Here is a 20,992-nt window from a genome sequence, read left to right on the forward strand (position 1 = left end):
AGCGATCAGCAAGCGCATGGTCAAGAAACGACAGGGGAGCAGAGAGGCCCGCCGAACATGATGGTCGGCGGGCCTCTCTAATGGTGGGCGTTAGCGCTGTCCGGAATCTCCTGGCGCCGGCGGGTACGTAGGGTACGGCTGCTGCGTCGGCTGCGCCTGGGGCGGGTACTGCCACTGCTGGGGCTGCGGCGGCTGGTAGGGCTGACCCTGGGTGTACGGGGATGGAGCCGGCCCTTGGGGTTGCTGTACCGGGGCATACGGCGGCTGCATGGGCATCCGGCCGTACGCGGCGGTCCCGTTCTCCGCCCGTGCCCTTGCCCGGGCTTCGACGGCCCGGGCGGAAAAGAACCGCTGATGTCCGAGATATACGACGACGAAGAGGCCGACGGCGACGGAGAAGAAAGCAACTGCCGTCACGCCGGACGTCAGGCCTCGAATAAGGCCGTAGATGAGCGTCAGCAGGCCGCCGATGAGGAACCCGCCGGCGAACAGTGGCTTCCTCGATTCGGTCCAGATACTGGCGCCCAGGATCACGAGAGCCGAGACGAGCGCCGCAATGGTGACGTTGCGGTTGTAGTCGTGCATCGCGGACTGGTGGGCGTCGATGGCTGCCTGCCTGGCCGCGGTGTCGAGATTTACCAGCGATGACAGTTCAGGGGCTGGATAGAAGGTTGCGATGCCGAGGCCAACGAAGAGCACGATGATGATGCCCAGGCCGATCGAGTAAAGGACACGCAGGGATTTTTCGGTCATACCCATATCATGCGTAGGCATTCCGGCGGAGACGAGCAGGCGCGCCTCTGGTGACGGACATAATCGTCCAGATGGTCTGACGGGAATTTGGCCAAATCTGCAGTGTCGGACCGGTCCAGCCAGAGACTGGCGGCCATGCGCGCCCGGGCTGCGGTTCCCGATGAGCTCACCCGACCACCCAGCCAGCATCGTTGCTGTCTGCAGACTGCCAAGGGTTGGGCTGGCAGAACATCAGCCCCTCTCGACTGATTATTATAACGCCGATAATCAACATTATGTAAAGCTAGCTTTGTATGGCACTACGGGAGAGGTGCACAGCGCTCCCCTCCACCCGCGCATCCAACTCAGTACTGCATCCATAAGGGCCTCTCATCGCGTCCACTTGGGCGGCGTCCGGCCACGAGTCCGGTTATCAGCCCCGCAAACGCCGCGGGCAGTGCGAGTAAACCCCCAAGGTGCGGAATGAGACTGTCGGGCATGACGAGATCCGGCCAGCCGACCAGCAGCGCAGGTCCCGCGACGGCCAGGATCACCGGCCATCCCAGATCGCTCAGGCGCGCCCAGACGGCTGAGGCCGCCGAGACAACAGCTCCGGCGAAGATCAGCGCATGGCCCGGACCTTCCCTGGCGAACGACCCCGGGGTGTGGATGAGTGAGAACGTCATCGCCAATCCCGCATGGTGAGTACCAGGGAGGCCAGGCGGGCCAGGGTCCACATGGCGGCCTGTTGTCGCCGGCGGCGGATGCTCATGAGCCTAACCTACGCCCTGCCCGGCACTGGGGCGCCTCTCCCCCGACCCATTCGCTCTTTGTGGTGTGATGCAGATGTGCTTCGACGAAGAAACCCCGGGAATCCAGCGAGTACGCCGGCGTATTGGTTATTGGTTGGCCACCCAGGGCGTCAAGAACCAATGGCAGGGCTGGGGAGCAAGCGCAAAACGACGCCGTCAGGAAGCTCGTCCCGCTATCGGATGCCGAACGTTGGGCAAACCCGAAAGTCTGGCTACCGACTAATTCCGAAGGAGGCGCTGTACTTGCCCTGCGTGCACGTCGCTCACCCATTCCCAGCCGGGCTTGGCCGACGGACCAATCCGCGGGTCGCTGGGATCCGTGCCGTCACGCAAGGCGAGCACGTACGCCCGATCCTGGTCGATCCGCGCACGCACCTGGTCAGCTCGGCCGACGGACCCGTGGCCCGGGACAACGACATCCACGTCGCCCGCCACGTCCTCGAGCAGCCGCAGCGCAGTGAGGTATTCCTCGATCGGGTCGCCGATGCCATTCAGGTCGAGCATCGGAATCAGCACATCAGAGAGCATGTCGCCGGCGACGAGGACTCCCCGTTCCTCGATCAACAGCGCCGCATGCCCCGGGGCATGCGCATGATGCTCGATGATTCGGATCCCCGTGCCATGCCATGGAATCTGCGTCGTCTCGGCGGGCAGGCCTGTGATGAGGCCGAGCAGATCTAGGGAGACCTCCTCGGGGATGCCGGCGGCCTTCGCGACCGCATCCACCCCGCCCGACAGCCGATCCCCGGCGGTCGCCGCGCAGCGCGCGGTGCCGTAACGGGGCGCGGCGCCGAGCCCGGCGTGCCAGAGCAGGTGATCCCAGTGCGGATGCGTCGAGAAGCCTGCCACTACCGTGTGCCCCAATTCCGACAGGTCGCTCACGAGACAGCTCATTTCGTCCTCGTGCACCCCGGCGTCGATGAGCAGCACGCCAGCCCCGCCCTGCACGACAACGGCGTTGCTTTGGCAGAACTCGCTCTCGTGGATAAGCACACCGTCCGCGACCTGCGTCAGCACGCGCTGGGCCCCTTTACATCGCGACTGGCGTAGCGGTGCATCATGACACTGAGTGAAGTTCCCGCATCGACGCTGATTACATGCTTGTCCGAAATGACATCGTCACCCATCGCGACACTCTCACGGTCAACGGAAAACCCGAGCTGCAGAGGCATCGTCATGCGGAAATACTCCCCCGGTGACCCGCGGTGACGCAAGTAGCCGCGAGAACTCGCCGGTCACGAATCCGCCGGGGCACCACATGAATCGTTTTCCACACCACCGAGGGCTTCGAAACCGATCAACAGCCTGCGCGTCCTGCTCAGGACTCCGACCATACGGCCCTCTCCTAGCCCTTCTGGGGCGCCACTCCCCCGGCCTGGTCATTCTTTGTAGTGTCATGCAGCGGTTCCTGAATGCAGGAACCGCTGGAATCAGGACTCGGACCGATTCATATTCCCGCTGCACTCTGCGTGCGTCGGCAGATGAATCAGCTGTTGATGAAGAGCCGGATTATGGGGCTGCGTCGACTACGACTTCGTTGGTATTGGCCGAGGGCGCCGATGAACACCCCGGGCATCCCGCGCCTCACGTTCGTCGTCGACGCCGTCGACGACGTCCTGCACCACCTCAATGTTGCGCTCCGGGTCACCGTCCGTGTGGCACCAGGACGCCAGGCGATCCAACTCCGGCCCGCTGAGGTCATAGCGCTCCACAAGCTAGGAAGCGCAGCTAGGTCATGTGTTCGGGTCGGCCGAGGACGTTGCGTACTCCGGGCGGCGCCCAAGAGGCCGATAAGTCTGGATGGTTATTCCCCGGGAAGTGGTCTGCGTGGTCACCAGCTCGAGCGCGATGTCCGGACCGGAATCGGGAAACAGCCGAGTGCCCTGGCCGACGACGACGGGATAGGTGAGCAGGTCGAGCTGGTCCACCAACTCGTGGGCGAGTAGCCATCGGACGAGGACACCGCTGCCGGGCACCAGCAGTTCGCCGTCTTGCTGAGCCTTCAGATCACGGACGGCCCCGGCGACGTCGCCGCTCAGGATGCTCGTGCCCGCCCACTGCGGGTCGGTGAGGCTGGTCGATGCCACGTACTTGGGCCGGCTGTTCAGTGCGGCGGCGATCGGGCTCGTGCTCGGATCGATCATGGCTCCCCAGTAGCGGGCGAAGATCTCGTAGGTTCGCCGGCCAAAGAGGAACGCGGCGGCACCGCCGTAGACCTGGTTGAGATAGTCCCCGCTTTCGGTATCGAGAAGCGGGATGGCCCATCCCCCCGCGGTCGAAGCCGCCGCGGCGATCTTCCTCAGGTCCGCCCAGCCCCTGCATCACGCCGTCCACCGAGACGTTGGTCGTCGTCGTCAACCTCATGTCGTGGTGACACCCCTTCTGGATCTGCGCTACTTGCTTAAAGAAGCACACTAGAAGTTGTTTATCAACGGGTTAGCATCACGTCGTGCGTACACAGGACGACGGCCAATTCCGCGCTCACTCCCCTGCCCCGCTGCAGGCGGACAAAGCGGCAGAGCTTCGGGCCGCTCAGTGGCCCTAGGCGTAGAAGCCGCGGAGAACGGCAACGAATATCGGCCGCAGCCGCTTTGGATGTGTGACGGCGCCTGCCGCTCGAATCATTGACGTGTCGACGTCGGCCAGAAAGGCCTCAGGTGATGCATACCCATCCGGAACGCGGATCAACCAGACATACCCCCTAGGCCGCGGCGGGACGTCGGCGTCCCGGAGGTAGGAATCGATGTCGTCATCTACTCCTTGCCGGTCAGCGGCTGTGAACGGACCTTCGAAATAGTGCCGAACGCCAGCGTGCTCGGTGTAGCCGGTGACCACCTTGTCCGCGTCCGAGGACGGGTGGCGGCGCAGGTTTTCCCTGCCGGCTGCCCACCCCATGAGCGCTCCCCAGCCGTTTTCGGGCAGCTCCACCCAGGAAGCTGAGGGCTCAGCTTCCTGTACCTCACTCCACATGGTTGCTCCGTATCGGCTGGGGTGCGCGTGCGCCCTGAAGGAGCGCTTTAGCCTTCGCACTCGATGCAGTACGAGTGGCCGTTGCTTTCGCGCGCGAGCTGGGACCTGTGCCGGACCAAGAAGCAGGAGGAGCAGGTGAACTCGTCCTGGGCTTGGGGAATGACCTGAACGATAAGTTCCTCGGCGACGAACTCTCCGCCGGGGGTGATGGCGTCATCCAGGGCCTCGGACTCGTCCAGCTCGCGGACGACGCTGCGGGCATCGGGAGCGTTCGCGGATTGCAGCGCCTCCAGAGACCTGTCCTGTGATTCCTTGACGTCGGAACGGACTTCGTCGTAATCGGTTGCCACTTCGGTGATTCTCTCTTCCCTGATGTTGTCGGACGATCATGTCTGACTCCAGTCCAACACACGCGAGGGCGCCCGTATTCCCCGCACGCCACGAAGTGGCGGGCGGCTTCTGGCAGCCCGGAAATTGGTCCAGCGCCATGGCCGCTGGACCAGCGGAAACGCCCCCTGCCATGTCCCGGAGCAGCCATCACCCCGGGCTGACGACAGCCTCGCAATCACTGTGGTGGTGCCATGCGATGCCCCTCTTAGCTGTGACTTCCTTGGTTTTGCCTGTGAATCATCCGCGGGTCCTTGCGCGCATCTGGTTGCCTGCGGCAAGCTGTTGGTCACTTGGTGAATTGATCAAGTACAAGGAGACCGACGGCGAGGCTGCTGCCGGACTCTGTAGCGGCGATGCCGCCGCCCGGGCATGAACCGGCAGAACGGGAGGGCACGCAATATGCAACGTCCAGTATCCATGTCGGCCAAATTCCAAACAATTGTCATTTGCTCACTAATTGCCGTGATCGTGATTCTTGGAATTGCGTATCTTTTCATTTCCCGGTCGAACGTTTCGCCGATTCCGGGAGCGTCCGGGCCTCAGGGGAACAACCCAACAGTGTCTGGGCGTGCTACTTACCAGAAAGTTCCGAATCAAGTTCTTTTTGCGCATGATAGCGCCGGAAAGCCGAATATCTCCGGGGACCTGACGAATATCAAGCAGGGCGACGCGGGCGATTGCTATTTCCTGGCCGCCCTGATGACAGTGGCCGCGCGATCGCCTGAGACCATTTTGAACATGGTCCACGACAACGGCAACGGGACCTACACCATTACCTTCCACAGCAAATATGACGGCGTACCCAATCCGGTGACGGTGACGGTCAACGGTGATCTTCCGTTCCGCCGCGACAAACCCTTCGAAAATGGCATCGAAAATATTGACGGCAAGAACGTTTCATGGGCGGCGATTATCGAGAAAGGATGGGCGGCGGCGAACGGCAACAGCTATAAGGGCATCGATGGCACCGACCTCAGCAACGCTCAGGACCACGATGTGCATAATGGCCTCTATGCCATCACCGGTGAGGCTGGCGTCGACCGCAATCCCGGCGGCCCCATGACGGACGTGACCTTTGCGCAGATCGCGGAGGATTTCGCCAGCGGGCTGATTACCCTTGGGACGTCCAACTCCGACGGCAAGCTGGTGTCCGACCATTCCTACGCGTTGCTGGGCGTGAATTCTTCCGACCAAACCGTCGTGGTGGGAGATCCGGAGGGCGGCCAAGAGACGCTGTCGTTTGAGACCTTCCAGTCCACAAATATCAACCAGTACATCGCGATACCGGCACTTCCCTAACACAGACCGTTGAACGAGTACAGACCGTTGAACGAAAGACCGCGGTCAAGTTCCCCTGCCGCGCCCTCACCCCCGGCCGGCCCGCGATTCGTCGCGGGCCTGGTTCCCGCTCATCCGGCTCTCGGCCTTATGACGAGCATGTGCCCGAGCCGGTGGCGGCCGATGAGGACATCCGGGTCCATTCGGCCGTCTTCGCCCGAGCATATTGGGTTCGTTGCTCATGACTTTCTCCAGCTCCTTCGGCAGGCAGCTTCCCTCTCACGCCTGCCATTGAGCCGTGATGGAAGGGCCCGGGGCCCGTCCAGAGCGGGCAATGAATCAAGGCGTAGATCGCGGTTGACAGGTGTAGCCCGACATTCTAAATTTTTAGGTGCCCGGCGAAGCCCGGGACGGTTTTGCTTCACCCCTTGATAGCTGTGCCAGTTGAGCGGCTACGCCGCCGGACGCAGGAGGCCAAGATGTTGAAGTCACCACTGCAGGAGTTCGTCAATGACTGCATCGCCCGGAATCCGGACGCAGACGGGCTCACCCAGGAAGAGTTGTACGGTCTATACCTCAGCTGGTGCGCCCTCCGGGAATCCACGCCCGCCCCAGCCAGAACTTTCAGAGCGGGACTGCGCGCGGCGAACATCCAGCCCGAACACCGCGGCGGCTTGTGCAGAGGCTTGGCGATGACGGGCCCCGCTGCCTGCGACTACATCGTCCATCGGGAACTCCCCCTCGCACCGCTCCCCCAAGAGCTCCAAAAGAGTGTTGCTGACGACGACGGAACCGCCGCTATCGGCCGGGAACCGGCGCCAGGAAACGGCTCGGTATCAGCCCCGGCCGCCTAGAGCCCGGGCCGATTCCTGGGTTCATCCGGGGACGATGGTTTTCGATAGTCACATGCTCACGTTGGTTCGACCGGAACGGCACCGCCGCCGTGGCGGATGCGCTTTACGACGGCTGTCGTGGACACATCGGCCACGTAGTCCAGAATCGCCACCGTGCCGCCATACCGTTCCACGACTCGGGCTTCCGTAAGCATCTCCGAGGAGTAGTCACCGCCCTTTGCGTAGATCTCCGGACGAAGCGCCTCGATGAGTGGCACCGGGGTGGGTGTGTCGAACACCGTGACATAGTCCACGCAACTGAGCGCGCCGACCACGGCGGCCCGGTCCGTGACGGAGTTGATCGGGCGATCCGGCCCTTTGAGCGCCCGGACGGAATCATCGCTGTTTAGGGCCACCACCAGGATGTCGCCCAGTTGCTTTGCTTGGTTGAGATACCGGGTGTGGCCGCGGTGCAGGACGTCAAAGCAGCCGTTGGTCAACACGATCCTCTGCCCGGCGGCCCGGTGGCGGCTAATCTGCCGGGCGAGCTCCCCGGCGTCGAGCGCGGTATCAGCGAAGCTGGCCAGGTGCTGGCCAAGATCATCCGTGCTGCACACCGACGTTCCCGTCCGGCGGACCACGATGTCGGCTGCCGCCTGGGCGAGGTCCACGCTCGTCGTCAGCGGCAGCGAGGCGGCCCGGGCAAGTGTCAGCGCAGCCACGAAGGTATCCCCGGCCCCGGAAGCCTGCTTCTCCGTGACGGGCTTGGCCCATGTTCGGTGGACGTCGCCGGAACTGGGTATCAGGATTGCACCTTCACGGTCCAGCGTCACCACCACGGCAGCTGCCCCGGTTGCGCGCAGCAGCTCCTGGCGATGCTCAACGACGACGGCGGGTCGCCTGGAGCTGGCCGACAACTTGATGCCGAGCACTTCGGAGGCCTCCTGGGCATTCGGCGTGGCCAAGTCCGGCCTGAGAGCAGCCCAGGGCCGGGGATCATGGGCGTCAACGACCACCAGCACGGACTCGGGGCGCCCCGCGAGGGCTGTGACGAGGGTGCTTTTCACCGGCCCGCTAAGAAATCCGGCACCATAATCGCAGATGACGACGGCGTCCTGGTTCTGGACAACTGCCGGCAGGGACCTGGCCGAGGCGTTGAGGGCTGCCGCCGGAATCCGTTCGGCGGTCTCATCGAAGCGCAGCAGCAGCTGGCCGGCGCTGCTGATCCGCGTCTTCGTCGTGGTGGTCAGGCCCGGGACGCGGCAGATATTCCCGGTGTCCACACCGGCTTCCCCCAGCTGTCGCAGCAATTCCGCACCTGCCACGTCGCAGCCCACGACCCCAACGAGCCGCACCCTGGCCCCGAGGGCAGCCAGGTTCACGGCGGTGTTCGCGGCGCCGCCCGGGGCGAAACTGCGTTTGCCGATATCGACCACCGGGGCCGGCGCTTCGCGGCAGAGTCTTTCGATGGTGCCGCTCCACCAGCCGTCCAGCATTGCGTCGCCGACGACCGTTACCGCTGGACCGATCGCGGCCAACCGTCTGGGAAGCCACTCTTCCAGGCCACGCTGCCCAGCCAGATCCCCGCCGCCGGGAGTGTTCTCCGCGGCCGAGCGCGGTGTCACGGTCGCCGGCTTCCGCCTAGGGCGCGCCCCATGATTTCGGGGGGCCTCGGCGGAGTTGCCGGGGCACTGCCAATACGTTCAACCGTTTGCGGTTCGCGGATAGACATCCGCTCCCTGGATCTGTTGCGTACGCAGTTGACGGTCGCAGACACGGGAATCCTTCCCTGGCTCCTGGAGAGGTCCTGAGCAGCTGCCGAAATACTCACAGGCCTTTCGCCGCTCTTCCTATGACCCATTACTTACCCCGTGGGGGCAGGTTTACACCCTTGGCCGGCGGCCGAAGTGCCCCCGATGCCTTGGGCTGATCACCGGCGGACGGTGTAGCCAGCGGCCCCCGAGGAGAACTATGGTTGCGGCACGGTCGGCCGAGGGCCGCTACACCGACGGCCCTCCATACGGACGACGAGCCAAGTGCCGAGGCAAGTACAGACGCGGGAGGACTTGATGCAAGGGTTCAGACCGGAAGTATCCGGCGACGCCGACGTTGTCGGCTGGGGCGTCGGACCGATTCTGGAGAAGTTCGAACGCGTCAGGCGAATAGCAGTGCTGCGCGGGGGCGGGCTGGGCGATCTACTGTTTGCGCTGCCGGCCATCGCTGCCCTCCGGGCGGCCTACCCCGATGCCGTCGTCACTGTCCTGGGAACGCCCGTCCACCAGGAACTGGCGGCCAGCACCGCCGGACCAGCCTACGACGTCCGGGTTCTACCCTTCGCGGAAGGCATCCGGCCGGGCCCGGAGGACGGTACGGATCTGGAGGCCTTTTTCGCCCAGATGAACGGGGAATCGCTCGACCTCGCTGTGCAGCTGCACGGCGGAGGGCGCTTCTCCAATCCGTTTCTGCTGCGCCTGGGCGCCCGGCATACGGTGGGCGCCCGGACCCCTGATGCGGCTCGGCTGGAGCGCAACCTTCCCTATGCCTACTACCAGCACGAACCGCTCCGAGCCCTCGAAGTTGCCGGACTTGCCGGCGCTCCCCCGGCCGGCTTGGAGGCTCGGCTTCGGCCTTTAGACCGCTACGCGGCAGGTCTGGAACCTTTCCTGGGAGGCGAGTCCGCCGTCGTGGTTATCCACCCGGGCGCGACAGACCCGCGTCGACGCTGGCCGGCGCGAAGCTTCGGCGAGGTGGCGGCGGCCTGCGCAGCGGACGGTGCCCGGGTGCTCGTTGTGGGCACCAGGGACGAAGAAGATCTGGCCGCAGCGGTAGTGGAGGCGGCCGCCTCGGCGCAGGTCACTTCGCTGGCCGGTGAGCTCGCGCTTGGGGCTCTGGCGTCGCTACTGGCCGCGGCAACGGTCCTGGTGGGCAACGACAGCGGTCCGCGACACCTGGCACAGGCGCTGGGTACCCCGACAGTAGGTCTGTACTGGGCCGGGAACGTCATCAATGCAGGCCCGCTGGGCCGCAGCCAGCACCGGGTACACGTGTCATGGCTGACACACTGCCCCGAGTGCGGCGCCGACATCACCCAGATTGGCTGGACGGCTCCGCGTTGCCCACATGAGAGCCCCCTCGTGGCCGGCATCAGCGTTGACGCCGTCTATCAGGACGTGCGGATGTTCACGGCCAAGAGCCCTCTTCCGCGGGGCAGATAAGCAGCTCGCGGATCACGCATCCCGGAGGCTGGGAGAGTACGAAGAGGACAGCCTGGGCCACATTGGCGGGATCATTAAGTTTGGAATCATCCTGCGGCTTGTACTGCTCGGGCCGGTCGTCGAAGAACTTGGTCTTCATCCCGCCTGGAATCAGCGTGGTTACACCGATTTCGCCACTGGTTTCCGCGGCCAGGGCGTGGCTGAAGCCCACCACGCCGAACTTTGAGGCGCAGTATGCGGAGGCCTCCGGCAGCGCCCTCTTCCCCAGGGTCGACGCTACTGTGACCACCCGCCCACGTGATGACTTCAAGTAGGGCAGCGCCGCTCGGACCACGGACACTGTGCCCAGGAGATTGACGAAGATGACTTGCTCCCAGTCTTCGGCCGGAACGTTCTCCAGCTTTCCGCAGCGATCAATGCCTGCGGCGGTGACCACTGCGTCCAGGCCACCCAGGGTTTCGGCGGCCTGGTTGACCGCCTCACTCACGGCGGTCCGATTCGCGACGTCCACCTCGATAGCCTTCGCCGCGGACACGGTCCGGATGTCGCGGTCCAACACTATGGGCGTTCCGCCTGCCTGCAGCACGGCGTCGACGACGGCGGCACCGAGTCCGGAGGCGCCTCCGGTGACCAGCACCCTGCCATTTTGCATCTCGTAGGTCATGATATTCCTTTCACTTTGCAGCCGGTCGAGGAGCGCCGGCCCGGGACGGAGGTCGGTCAGCCGACGCGGGCCAAGGCATCGGCGAGGTGAGTCGTGGAGCGCGCTGGATGGTAGGGAACGGTGAGGCAGCGGCCGCCCCAGCTCTCCACCAGCGGGGTTTCGGGCAATCGCCGGACGTCGTAGTCTCCTCCCTTTACCCAGATGTCCGGTCGCAGCATGTTGAGGCATTTTTCCGGGGTGTCTTCGTCAAAGACGAGCACGGCGTCGACGCACCCGAGGGCCAGCAACAGTTCCACCCTGTCCAGCTGATTGATGATGGGACGGGATGCCCCCTTGATCCGCCGAACGGACGAGTCCGAATTCAGGCACACGATCAGGCAATCGCCAAGAGCCCTGGCGGCTGCGAGCGACCGCGCGTGACCGGCATGGAGCAGATCGAAGCAACCACCGGTCGCCACCACGGTTCCGCCGGCCCGTCGCACCCGGCGGGCCAGCGCCACCGCATCATTGCCCCGCAAGCCCGTGCTGTGCCCCGATACCGGCCGGGGTCCGCCATTCAGCGCCCCCACGCCGCCGCCAGCCAGGAACAATGCCGCTTCACGGACTGCGACGCGTGCCGATTCCGTGAGGTCGTGGCCAGCCGCGAGCTGGGCAGCGAGGCTGGCTGCCAGCCTGTCGCCCGCGCCGCAGGGGTCGACGACTCGGGTTTCCGGCGGCGGAATGTGCAGTGCGGCCGGGCCGGTGGAACGCGCCAGGGTCGCCCCGTACTCGCCTTGGGTCACGAGCACGGCGTTGCTGCGCCAGAGACTCATCAGTCTCCGGGCCAGCTCTCCCGGGCTGTCTGCGGATGGTGCTGGGGACAGGAGTGCCGCAGCCGCGCGGGCCTCGGCCCAATTGGGCGTCACAACGGCGACGCTCTCGATTGGCGCGGCCCCGGCGGGATGCGGATCCCAGATGATGGGAATGCGACCTGCTAGTCGGGCCAGCGCCGCACGAAGGGACGGGTTGCTCGTCAGGCCTCTGCCGTAATCGGCCACTACGATGGCGGCCCCGCCGTCCAGTGCCCGCAGCATTGCCGACGTCACAGCGGGGACAGGTGCGCGTTGGCAGCCTTCATCGAACCGCACAATCGGGTGGCCGTCGGCGCGAACCCTGGTTTTGACCGGGGTCGGGGCGCCTGATGGACCAGCGACCACGGTGACGCCAGCAAGTTGCCCCCCGAGCCGGGTAGCCGCCTCGTCCGATCCGAGTACTGTCACCAGAACCACGTGGTGCCCGTCTTCGACGAGCATGGTCGCGACCAAGCCAGCCCCGCCTGCACGGTCACGGGCACCGGAAACGTCAACCACTGGCACGGGTGCATCCGGGCACAGCCGCGTGGCCACCCCGTCAACGTCAACGTCAAGCAGGATATCGCCGACCACAACGATGTTCATGACCCGGCCCCAGGCGTGGATTCCCAGGGGCCTTGCCTCAGGATCTCGGCGTCAAAGGCACGGCAAATGGCATGCAGCGCAACTAAATGACACTCTTGGGCACTGGCCGCCGGACCGTCGATCGTGACAGCTTCATCGCAGTTCACGGCCAGCGGATTCGGGCCCGTGCCGGTCAGCGCCCAGGTCGTCACGCCCAGTCCTCTTGCGGTTTCGACCGCACGGAGCAGGTTGACGCTTCTCCCGCTGGTGGAGAGCAACATCAGGACGTCCCCGGAGCGGGCGTGCGCCCGCACCTGGCGGGCAAAAAGCTCCTCGAAGCCGTAGTCATTGGCAATGGCGGTCACGGCTGAGGTCTCGGCATGAAGCGAGATTGCCGAGAACGGCATCCGTTCGCCGTCGAACCGTCCCACCAGCTCCGCCGTCAGATGCTGGGCCTCTGCGGCAGACCCGCCGTTGCCGGCCGCGAGCAGCCTCGCTCCGCGCGCCAACCGGCGCGCCAGTTCCTCCCCCCAGGCCGCCAACCGGAACGACTGGCTCCGCAGTGACTCGAGCGCCGGGAGGACGTTGTCCAGGTGCGATCGGACGGCTGCCACTGACCCTGGCCGGACGAAGGAAGAATCAGGGCGGTTCGTGCGCTCACTGTCTTCGGGCAGCAGCAGAAGAGGATAATCCGCCCGGTTCTGGGACCACTCCGCGGTCACAGCGCCGCTCCTTCCACAGAGTCCAGCCGGCGGGAACCAGCACAGGCGGCCAGCGTATGCAGATATGCCCTTTCCGTTTCGGCGGCTACGCGGTCCCACGAGTAGCGGCCCCGCACACGCTCCTGCCCGGCGCGCCCCAGTTCCCGGCGCAACCTGGTGTCACCCAGCAATCTGGCGAGGGCTGCGGCTAGGGCGGCCGGGTCCTTCGGAGGCACATGCAGTCCAGTGCCGTGATCCACCACCGTGTCCCGCAGTCCGCCGACTGCTGCGGCCACTACTGGGATTCCGCACGCCATTGCTTCCAGCGGCACGATCCCAAAGGGTTCGTACCAGGGGGTGCACACCACGGCGTCTGCGCTGCGGAAGATGCCAGGCATGGCACCACGGGGCACCTGCCCGCGGAAGGTGACCTGGTCCCGGACTCCGAGTTCCGTGGCGACGGCGGCGAGCCTGCGTGCTTCTGCGTCGTCTTCACGTGCGCCAGCGTCACCGCCGCCGACTATGAGGAGTTCAATGTCGGCGAAGCCCGCAGTCCGAAGCAGGGGCAAGGCCCTGATGGCCAAATCGACGCCTTTGCGGGGAACCAGCCTCCCGACGGAGAGGATACGGTGGGCGCGACTGCGGGACTCGACCGGCCCGTCGCCTGCGAACAGTTGAACATCCACGCCGCACGGCGCGATGGAGACTCTGGCGGTGTCGATTCCCATGGCCTTCAGTTCGAAGACCTCATCGGAACAGGTGGCAATAATGCGGTCCACGGACCGTGCCACCGACGGCTCAAGCCACTGCCTTTCGGGCGGACTGGTGTCCTGGGCACCCTGATGCCTGCGTTTGACGGTGCCCAGCGCGTGGAATGTCTGGACTACCGGGACGTGTACGCTGATGGATCCGCGCCGTGCCGCATCCAGCGCGGCCAGACCGGACATCCAGAAGTGCCCGTGGACCACGTCCGGGGGATGGTTGCCCCAGTCGTGGAAAATACCGTCGGCGAGCTTACCCATAAATGGCAGGAGATCGTCCTTGGGCAGGCGGTGGGCGGGCCCGGCATCGACATGGACGACCTCCAGATCCGGCAGGATCCGGACCCGCTCGGGCAGTTCGGCCGAGTCCCGTCGGGTATACACCGTAACGTGGTGCCCGCGGCGGGCCAGAGACTCCGACAGCGCGGCGACATGCACATTTTGGCCGCCGGCATCCACTCCGCCCAATGCTGCCAGCGGACTGGCATGTTCTGAAACCATGGAGATTTTCACTGGCCCTTCCCTTCTTGCGTTGGAATCAGAATCCGCCCCGTCCGGAAGCGCGGCGAGGTCAGGTCCTCGAGCAGCTCGTTCCAAGCGCGGAGGAAGGCATCGAGGCCGTAGCGTTCCAACACTGCTTCCCGGGCGATGTTTCCCCGCTGCCGGGCTTCCGCGGGGTCCCGAACCAGCTGGGCGGCGACGTGCACGAGTTCATCGACATTCGTGGAGATTGCTCCGGCCTCGGGGGGAACAGTGCGTGCCGCTTCAGTGGTTCCCAGCACCACGACGGGCATCCCAAGGTGCATCGCCTCCAGCAGTGCCAGGCCCAGGGACGTCCACCGAACCGGGTGGAGATAGACTCTGCAGCGTGCAAGTTCACGGTGCAGGCGTGCGGTCTGCAGGTCTCCGCAGACCGTCAACTTCATCGCTGGGAGCCCGGTAGCCTCCGACAGTCCTGCTCCGCCCATGCCGAAGACCCGCAGCGGCGCCGCAGCGGCGAACCGAGCCAGCAAGTCAGTGCCAGTGACCCGGCCCCGCCGAACGGGTTCGTTGACCACGGCGCCGAGTTCAGGGACTTCACCGCTGTATAGATGCCCCGGGTCCGGGATGCCGTGCTCGATGACGATTGTCGGGGCGGAGCCGTTGTCCCAGATCAGCTGGTTGAAGTAGGTGACGTGCACCAGCGGGATGACTTGTTGATCTGCGAACGGATGCACCGAGTGGGGAACGTCGCCCTTTGGGGTGTTGTGCTCCAGAAACACCGCGGGGAGGTCCTTGCCAGGGATCCGGCCCAGCGCACGTACGACTTCTGCTAGCTCCTCCACCCGTTGCAGGATGACGGCGTCCACGCTGTCGGGATCGAGTGCATCGAGGGCAATCTCCCGGACCGATGCGGGCCAATCCCGGCCTCCACGGCCCAGCCCCCACGCCCCGCGCTCGGGAAGCACCGGCAGGAGATACTCATGCGGGCCCCTGACGAACGCATCCGTCCAGCCCCCATGCACATGCCAGAGAAGGATTCTCATGGGTGCCGCACCCTCCGCGCCGATAGTGACGACACTCCGCCGAGTAGCCGTTCGACGGCTTCCAGGAGTTGCTCAGGTGCAACCGAGGCCAGGCAGGGATGGCCCGGGACGGGGCACTCAGTTGCGCGGCTTGACTTGCACGGCGCGTCCTGGTCCCCCAGGATCTCCAGGGGGACGCCGTAGGGCGCCCAGCGGATGGCTGGAACCACCGGAGAGAACAGGCACGCTACCGGCGTGCCGAGCGCCGCTGCCAGATGTGCCGGGCCCGTGTTGCCCGTGACCAGGACCCTGGCACGGGCAAGGACACCTGCCAGGGTCTTCAGATCGGTCCGCCCCCCCAAGTCCAGGGCGGAAGGCCCCGCGACCGTGGCCGTGAGCTTAGTTTCGGCGGGGCCGCCGGTCACCACAACCCGGTGCCCGGCGCCCTCGAGTAGTTCCACCGCCGCCGCATGATGCAGCGCGGGCCACGCGCGGGCGGGCGCGGAGGCCCCCGGATGGACAACGATGTAGGGTTCCTCCCCCACCAAGTCCCGCACGTCCGGATACCCTTCAACGCGGAGCCTGCCGTCGTCCCCGGCAGGAAGGGTGAAGCCGGCCGCCCGTGCAATCCCGAGGCCCCGTTCGGATTCCGGCTGGTCTTCAGGAAAGTCCTCGCCAGGTCGAAGGCGGACGTCGAGGAGGTTGCCCGCATAGTCTGTGGACGCGCCGGCAATGCGGCCGACCCCGGCCAGCCGCAGCAGCAGAGCAAGGGGCAGCGGCGACTGGTGGAACGACGTCAGGATGACCGCCTCCGTGATCCGCGAATCGGTGACGAACGCCTTTAGCGCATCCACCTGACCCGCTTCCACCCGCGGGGCCGGGTTCGCGATCCACGGACAGTTCCAGCTATAGGCCTCGGCAACCCCCGGGAGGAGCGATGCCGCCGGCTCCCCCTGCGGCCCGCACAGCACGACGACGTCGTTGGGATTACCTCCATGAGATTGGCCGCCATGGGCAACAGCACGGATGGCCGGACCCGCCAGCAAGACGTCGCCGACGCTGTCCAGCCGGGCCACCAGGACCCGCGTCATGACTCTGTCCCCCCGGCTACCGCCTTTAGGAGCAGATCCACAGCAGCTTCCAGGTCCGCCGCTACGTCAATGGCCGCTGCGACTTCTGCCGCCCGGGTCGCAGGGGTGGGTACCAGAATGCCCCGGGAACCCGAGACTTGCGCCGCCTCCATGTCACTTCCGATGTCGCCGATGAGTGCGGTCTCCGACGGAGAGACCCCCAGGGTGGTGCAGGCTTTCAGGACCATGCCCGGTGCAGGTTTGCGGCACGGGCAGCGATCCGCGGGAACGTGTGGGCAGATGATCCATAGGTCGAGAGGACCCAGCAGCTGTTCGATCCGGTTGTTGACGGCGACCACCTCAGCAGCTGTGAGGATCCCCCGGCCTATCCCCGACTGGTTGCTGAGGACCCCTATCGGGATGCCACGGCTGCGCAGGCGCTGCAGCGATTCACGTGCGCGGGGCATCGGCCGGACGCGGCGGGGATCCGCGTTGTACGGGACATCGTGGATAAGCGTTCCGTCCCGGTCAAAGAAGACGGCCCGCAGCGGCGCTGTGCCAGAAGTTCCCATACCCACCCTGTTCCCCATTCGGACCCGGGCTAAACGCCAGTCTCCTTCCCGGCCCTGCCCGGGGCTACACTCCTCGAAAAGGAGGTCAGTCGATGTTCGGCAATCACGACGAGGCGCCGTCGGAATCCAGGCGTGACGGCCGGCCGTTGCTGCTGGTGTTGCGTGCGCTCCAGCTCGGCGATCTGCTTGTCGCTGTGCCCGCATTGCACGCGTTGCGGTGCGCCTATCCGGGTCATCTCCTTCTATACGCGGGTCCGGCCTGGCTGGGGGACGCCGTTGCCCTGGTGGGCGGGTATGGCCTCCTACCAACCGAGGGCTTGTCAGCGCCATTGGCAGTGGAACAAGGCAGCGTGGATGTTGCGGTGAACCTGCACGGCCGCGGTCCGGAGAGCCAGTTGCTGATTGAGGCAGTCGGTGCCCGGCGCGTAATCTCGCATGCCTCGGACCATTGGGACGGCCCGGATTGGGTCGAGGACATTCACGAGCGTCGGCGTTGGACGCGTCTGCTCCAATGGCACGGAATCGCCGCGGATCCCGACGACGTCCGGCTGAAACCACCCCCCATCCGCACGCAGTGGCCGGAGGCCACGGTCGTTCATGTGGGCGCAGCCTTTGCCAGCAGGCTCTGGCCAGAGAGCCGTTTCGCTGACGTGGCGGGCCGCCTGGCGCAGTCCGGGCACCGTGTCGTCATTACCGGCAGCGGCGCTGAACGGGCACGCTCCCTGGCCGTGGCCGCACAGGCGGGCCTGCCCGAGGAATCTGTTCTTGCCGGCCGGCTGTCCCTGGGCGCCCTGATAGCCCTCGTTGCGGATGCCCGACTGGTAGTCTCGGCCGATACCGGAGCGGCGCACCTGGCGACGGCCTACAGCCGTCCTTCCGTGGTTCTCTTCGGACCGGCCCGACCCGAGCACTGGGACCCTCCACCGGGGCAGCACGTAGTGTTGACCAAGGCGGAATTGCGCCGGGGCGACGCGTTTGCCGGGGACCCGGATCCAGCCCTCCTTGGTGTCCAGGCTCAGGAGGTTTTGGACGCCGTCCGGGTTCTGGGATTGCTATGAGAGTCGGCTTCGGCGAGCAGTTGCTGCAGTCGCATCAGCACCTTGGACAGCCGTCTCGAAACCTGCATTTGCGAGACGCCGAACCGCCTTCCAAGTTCGGCCTGGCTTTCTTCACAGAAATAGCGGCGGTACAGCAGTTCGCGTTCCTGCTCGGACAACTCGCCGATGGCCTGGTTAAGGCACAGGAGATCCTCCAGTCGTTCCAGCGGCAGCTCCCGCGAGGCCAGTGCATCCGCCATGTGCGGGCCGCCATCGTGACCGTCAACGACGTCGAGTGAATCCGGACGCATGCTCGACGCCGCGGCTAACGCCTCCCTTACGGCTGAGACAGGGACCCCGAGTTGCTGAGCCAGTTCACTGGGACTCGGCCGATGTCCCAAGGCCTGGGTCAGCTCCGGTTCGGACCGCAGAATTTCCGTTCGCAGGTCCTGGATCCTCCGAGGCGGCCTGACCACCCAGCAACGGTCGCGCAGATACCGCTTAAGCTCGCCCGTCACGGTGGGGGCAGCGTAGGCCGCGAAGCTTTCTCCCCTGGCCGGGTCAAAGCGCCGCGCGGCTTTGACCAGCCCCAGATACGCTACCTGGTTCAGATCCTCGTGTTCCCGGCCCCGCCCTGTGAAGCGAACGGCCAAGGCTTCCGCCAGTCCCAGATGGTCAAGGACCAGCCGGGCCTCAAAAGCCTCCCGGATCTGGCCGGTTGAAGTCCGTCCCGTCGCCGCGGCCTTCCCGGACTCGGCCGGGACATACGGCGTCCATGATGGCGGGCGCTGGGGTTCTGCCATGGTCATTCACTCCTCTGAACCGGAGTCGATCAAAGCCTGCGGCAAGACTTAGCAGTAGAAAACCATAAGCCTGCTTATTAAACAATGGCTGAGAAGGCCAGGCCCTGCCCCCAGGGCGACGCGGAGCAATGATGAATCAATCGCCGACCCGACCCCTGATGGATTCCCTTAGGAGCACGCCGGCGAGGTCACGTCCGCGCCAAAGAACCCCGCACCACCCGCTGGGAGTCATATCTCCGCGTCCGTCCGCGGCGTGGCGCTAATTCCCTCTGGCCGGGATGCACCGAAGAAGTTATAGTAAGCACGCTGATGATTGATGGAGCTCTCGTCAGCTTCCCCTATTCTCGTCGAAGGAGACACCGTGAGCACCAAGGTTGAAAAGCGAGTTCTGGTCAACGTTCCCGTGAGCGTGGCCTACAACCAGTGGACCCAGTTCGAGGAATTTCCGCACTTCATGGGCGGGGTGAAGAGCGTCAAACAGCTCAGTGACAACCGGCTCGAGTGGGTTGCAGAAATCGGCGGGGTGCGCAGGCAATGGCAGGCCAGAATCCTTGAGCAGACCCCGGACCGGAAAGTCGCATGGGCCGCCACAGAGGGCGCAACCAACGCCGGGTCCGTAATGTTCGAAGACCTCGGCGGTGGGCAGACATCCGTACAGCTGTCCCTGGAATATGAGCCCGAAGGGATCGTCGAAAAGGTCGGCGACAAGCTGAACATCGTAGAAAGGCAAGCCGAGAGTGACCTCAACCGGTTCAAGGCCTTCATTGAAGACGAAGGCTACGCGACCGGGGCCTGGCGCGGTTCCGTCAGCGAAGGTGCCCCCGCCGGCACGCCAGGCGTTGATGAGGCAGCAGGGTCACGGGGGGACAGCGGCAAAGCCGGGGTCTCGGGCAAGGTCATTGCCGGAGTCGGGCTAGCCGCCGCGGCCGCGGCGGGCGTCGCGGCAGCAGCAGGCAACAAGGCATCCGGCGGAGACGCGCCGGCCCAGGCCACGCCATACCGGGAGGCGGAACCCGTTCCGCCCACCGGGACCGCGGGCAGCGTATTCCCCGGTGAGGGCGTACCCCCGAGCGCGGTTCCCGCATCCGAGCAGACTGTCGACAGGTCCGAGGCGAGGCCTTTCGACCAGACCAACGGCCTTGTTGACACCGAAGGCGATTCGGATGGGACAGCCGTGGGCGACACCGCCAGTGCGGCCGACCGGGAGACGGCGACGGAACGCGGGCCAGGGCCTGTTCCGCCGACCGGAGGAAGCCTGGGACAGCACTGACCGGAGGCACAATGATCACGAACCTGTTCCGCGGCGTCCTGGGCTTGTTCCTGCTGGGGGGTACCTTGTCCGTCGCGCCGGCCGAGGCCGCTACAGCCACAGGAAACGCCGCACCCGTGTCCTCTTCCGTCGCAGCACAGGGCAACTCCCCCCATGCCTCAGCATCCATTTCTCCCATGTCCTCGCCATCGCCGTCGCCCAGTGGGCCCGTCGATCCTGGAACCGGAGAATCCAAAGAAGCGAAGGAAACCCGGGTCGACTATGCCCCCTACGTCATCGGGGCAGTGGTTTTGGTCGTGCTGGTGGCCAGCTTTATCTTCTGGCGCAAGCGCAGGATCTCACACCCCAGGAAACCCGGCTAAGGAACCGGCTGTGGGCGACGCCGTCCCGCCTGACGGACGCTTCTGATCGCAGCCGAGCGTGCTGCTGGCGGCTCTTGAGCTTCCAAGAGCCGCCAGCCCGGACATACGTCCGGCGCCGGTTCCATTCGTCCGCATTGGGACTACTCTGTTGGCAAGATCTTCATAGAGGAGGACCAAATGAGTGCCCCGGAGGAACTGGCCGCCATCCAAGCGCGGCTCGCCGCGGACGAGGACGAACACGCGGACGGGGTCATCGACCAGAACGTCCGGGACCGGCGCTACCTGCTCTCCTTAGTTCGGGAACAACTAGCCAGCCTCGAGAAAGTGGCCGCCCTGGCATCCGGCTTCGCTGAGCGGGGCGAGCGGATCGAAGAGCAGTTTGGAGGCGCCGGCACGAATCACGCGATCAGGGCTGCCGGTCTCGGTGACGGGTACCGGGAAGCCGCCAGGAGCATCCGTGCCGCGTTAGGCCCGGCGGTGAGTGAGCCCTACCACGATGCAACTACAGCCTTGTTGACAAGGAGCGCACCCGAGCCCCAGCCGCAACCGCGCTCGTCGGCACTCCCCCCGGATGCCCTGGCAGGATAAGGGCGTGCACCTCC

General features: G+C 65.5%; 22 protein-coding genes. 7 read left to right on the forward strand and 15 right to left on the reverse strand.

Annotated features, from left to right (window positions below):
• Nucleotides 1–90 precede the first annotated feature (90 nt).
• From M2428_RS16500 to M2428_RS16525, 6 genes are all read right to left on the reverse strand, one after another.
• A complete protein-coding gene (locus tag M2428_RS16500; RefSeq protein ID WP_277527036.1) occupies nt 91–753 on the reverse strand; it encodes a hypothetical protein in 663 nt (220 codons plus the stop codon).
• 344 nt (nt 754–1,097) lie between these two features.
• Nucleotides 1,098–1,418 (reverse strand): hypothetical protein, encoded by a 321-nt coding sequence (locus M2428_RS16505; protein WP_277527037.1) that lies wholly within the window; start codon nt 1,416–1,418, stop codon nt 1,098–1,100.
• 345 nt (nt 1,419–1,763) lie between these two features.
• Nucleotides 1,764–2,561: an MBL fold metallo-hydrolase gene (locus tag M2428_RS16510; protein ID WP_277527038.1), complete on the reverse strand. Its 798-nt coding sequence runs from the start codon at nt 2,559–2,561 to the stop codon at nt 1,764–1,766.
• A gap of 716 nt (nt 2,562–3,277) precedes the next feature.
• A complete protein-coding gene (locus M2428_RS16515; protein WP_346780754.1) occupies nt 3,278–3,847 on the reverse strand; it encodes a dihydrofolate reductase family protein in 570 nt (189 codons plus the stop codon).
• A gap of 238 nt (nt 3,848–4,085) precedes the next feature.
• Entirely contained in the window at nt 4,086–4,514 is a 429-nt protein-coding gene (locus M2428_RS16520) for a DUF5956 family protein (RefSeq protein WP_277527039.1), read from the reverse strand.
• A gap of 47 nt (nt 4,515–4,561) precedes the next feature.
• Nucleotides 4,562–4,864 (reverse strand): DUF4193 domain-containing protein, encoded by a 303-nt coding sequence (locus tag M2428_RS16525; protein ID WP_277527040.1) that lies wholly within the window; start codon nt 4,862–4,864, stop codon nt 4,562–4,564.
• A 457-nt stretch (nt 4,865–5,321) separates the two neighbouring features.
• On the opposite strand from M2428_RS16525, the gene M2428_RS16530 reads away from it, so the two are divergent.
• Both M2428_RS16530 and M2428_RS16535 read left to right on the forward strand, forming a co-directional pair.
• Nucleotides 5,322–6,203: a C2 family cysteine protease gene (locus tag M2428_RS16530; protein ID WP_277527041.1), complete on the forward strand. Its 882-nt coding sequence runs from the start codon at nt 5,322–5,324 to the stop codon at nt 6,201–6,203.
• 458 nt (nt 6,204–6,661) lie between these two features.
• Complete coding sequence (locus tag M2428_RS16535; RefSeq protein WP_277527042.1) at nt 6,662–7,036, forward strand: hypothetical protein; 375 nt, start codon at nt 6,662–6,664, stop codon at nt 7,034–7,036.
• Between the two features lie 56 nt (nt 7,037–7,092).
• Here the strand turns inward: M2428_RS16535 and rfaE2 are convergent, their stop codons facing one another.
• Nucleotides 7,093–8,640: a D-glycero-beta-D-manno-heptose 1-phosphate adenylyltransferase gene (rfaE2, locus tag M2428_RS16540; RefSeq protein WP_277527043.1), complete on the reverse strand. Its 1,548-nt coding sequence runs from the start codon at nt 8,638–8,640 to the stop codon at nt 7,093–7,095.
• Between the two features lie 444 nt (nt 8,641–9,084).
• Here rfaE2 and M2428_RS16545 point away from each other — a divergent pair, with 444 nt between their 5' ends.
• The gene (locus M2428_RS16545; protein WP_277527044.1) at nt 9,085–10,230 is read left to right on the forward strand and encodes a glycosyltransferase family 9 protein; all 1,146 of its coding nucleotides are present in this window, start codon (nt 9,085–9,087) and stop codon (nt 10,228–10,230) included.
• Here M2428_RS16545 and M2428_RS16550 read toward each other — a convergent pair.
• From M2428_RS16550 to M2428_RS16580, 7 genes are all read right to left on the reverse strand, one after another.
• Nucleotides 10,196–10,894, reverse strand: a complete 699-nt coding sequence (locus M2428_RS16550; RefSeq protein WP_277527045.1) for an SDR family oxidoreductase — start codon at nt 10,892–10,894, stop codon at nt 10,196–10,198. The genes M2428_RS16545 and M2428_RS16550 overlap by 35 nt on opposite strands.
• A gap of 56 nt (nt 10,895–10,950) precedes the next feature.
• Nucleotides 10,951–12,330, reverse strand: a complete 1,380-nt coding sequence (locus tag M2428_RS16555; RefSeq protein WP_277527046.1) for a PfkB family carbohydrate kinase — start codon at nt 12,328–12,330, stop codon at nt 10,951–10,953.
• The gene (locus M2428_RS16560; protein ID WP_277527091.1) at nt 12,327–12,923 is read right to left on the reverse strand and encodes an SIS domain-containing protein; all 597 of its coding nucleotides are present in this window, start codon (nt 12,921–12,923) and stop codon (nt 12,327–12,329) included. The genes M2428_RS16555 and M2428_RS16560 overlap by 4 nt, the downstream gene beginning before the upstream one ends.
• 104 nt (nt 12,924–13,027) lie before the next feature.
• Complete coding sequence (locus M2428_RS16565) at nt 13,028–14,284, reverse strand: glycosyltransferase (protein ID WP_277527047.1); 1,257 nt, start codon at nt 14,282–14,284, stop codon at nt 13,028–13,030.
• Nucleotides 14,281–15,297, reverse strand: a complete 1,017-nt coding sequence (locus M2428_RS16570; protein ID WP_277527048.1) for a glycosyltransferase — start codon at nt 15,295–15,297, stop codon at nt 14,281–14,283. Before M2428_RS16570 ends, M2428_RS16565 begins: the two co-directional genes overlap by 4 nt.
• Nucleotides 15,294–16,367 (reverse strand): glycosyltransferase family 9 protein, encoded by a 1,074-nt coding sequence (locus M2428_RS16575; protein WP_277527049.1) that lies wholly within the window; start codon nt 16,365–16,367, stop codon nt 15,294–15,296. Before M2428_RS16575 ends, M2428_RS16570 begins: the two co-directional genes overlap by 4 nt.
• The gene (locus tag M2428_RS16580; RefSeq protein ID WP_277527051.1) at nt 16,364–16,918 is read right to left on the reverse strand and encodes an HAD family hydrolase; all 555 of its coding nucleotides are present in this window, start codon (nt 16,916–16,918) and stop codon (nt 16,364–16,366) included. The genes M2428_RS16575 and M2428_RS16580 overlap by 4 nt, the downstream gene beginning before the upstream one ends.
• A gap of 92 nt (nt 16,919–17,010) precedes the next feature.
• On the opposite strand from M2428_RS16580, the gene M2428_RS16585 reads away from it, so the two are divergent.
• Nucleotides 17,011–17,976 (forward strand): glycosyltransferase family 9 protein, encoded by a 966-nt coding sequence (locus M2428_RS16585; protein WP_277527053.1) that lies wholly within the window; start codon nt 17,011–17,013, stop codon nt 17,974–17,976.
• Here the strand turns inward: M2428_RS16585 and M2428_RS16590 are convergent.
• Nucleotides 17,934–18,758, reverse strand: coding sequence for a sigma-70 family RNA polymerase sigma factor (locus M2428_RS16590; RefSeq protein ID WP_277527054.1), 825 nt, complete (start codon nt 18,756–18,758; stop codon nt 17,934–17,936). The genes M2428_RS16585 and M2428_RS16590 overlap by 43 nt on opposite strands.
• Before the next feature lie 361 nt (nt 18,759–19,119).
• Between M2428_RS16590 and M2428_RS16595 the strand changes: the two genes are divergently transcribed.
• The 3 genes from M2428_RS16595 (at nt 19,120) to M2428_RS16605 (ending at nt 20,978) form a co-directional block, all read left to right on the forward strand.
• Complete coding sequence (locus M2428_RS16595) at nt 19,120–20,028, forward strand: SRPBCC family protein (RefSeq protein WP_277527056.1); 909 nt, start codon at nt 19,120–19,122, stop codon at nt 20,026–20,028.
• Between the two features lie 11 nt (nt 20,029–20,039).
• Entirely contained in the window at nt 20,040–20,390 is a 351-nt protein-coding gene (locus tag M2428_RS16600; RefSeq protein ID WP_277527057.1) for a LuxR family transcriptional regulator, read from the forward strand.
• Nucleotides 20,391–20,567: 177 nt separating this feature from the next.
• The gene (locus M2428_RS16605) at nt 20,568–20,978 is read left to right on the forward strand and encodes a hypothetical protein (RefSeq protein ID WP_277527058.1); all 411 of its coding nucleotides are present in this window, start codon (nt 20,568–20,570) and stop codon (nt 20,976–20,978) included.
• Nucleotides 20,979–20,992 lie beyond the last annotated feature (14 nt).

The organism is Arthrobacter sp. ES3-54 (genome assembly GCF_029504395.1).
GTDB lineage: Bacteria > Actinomycetota > Actinomycetes > Actinomycetales > Micrococcaceae > Arthrobacter.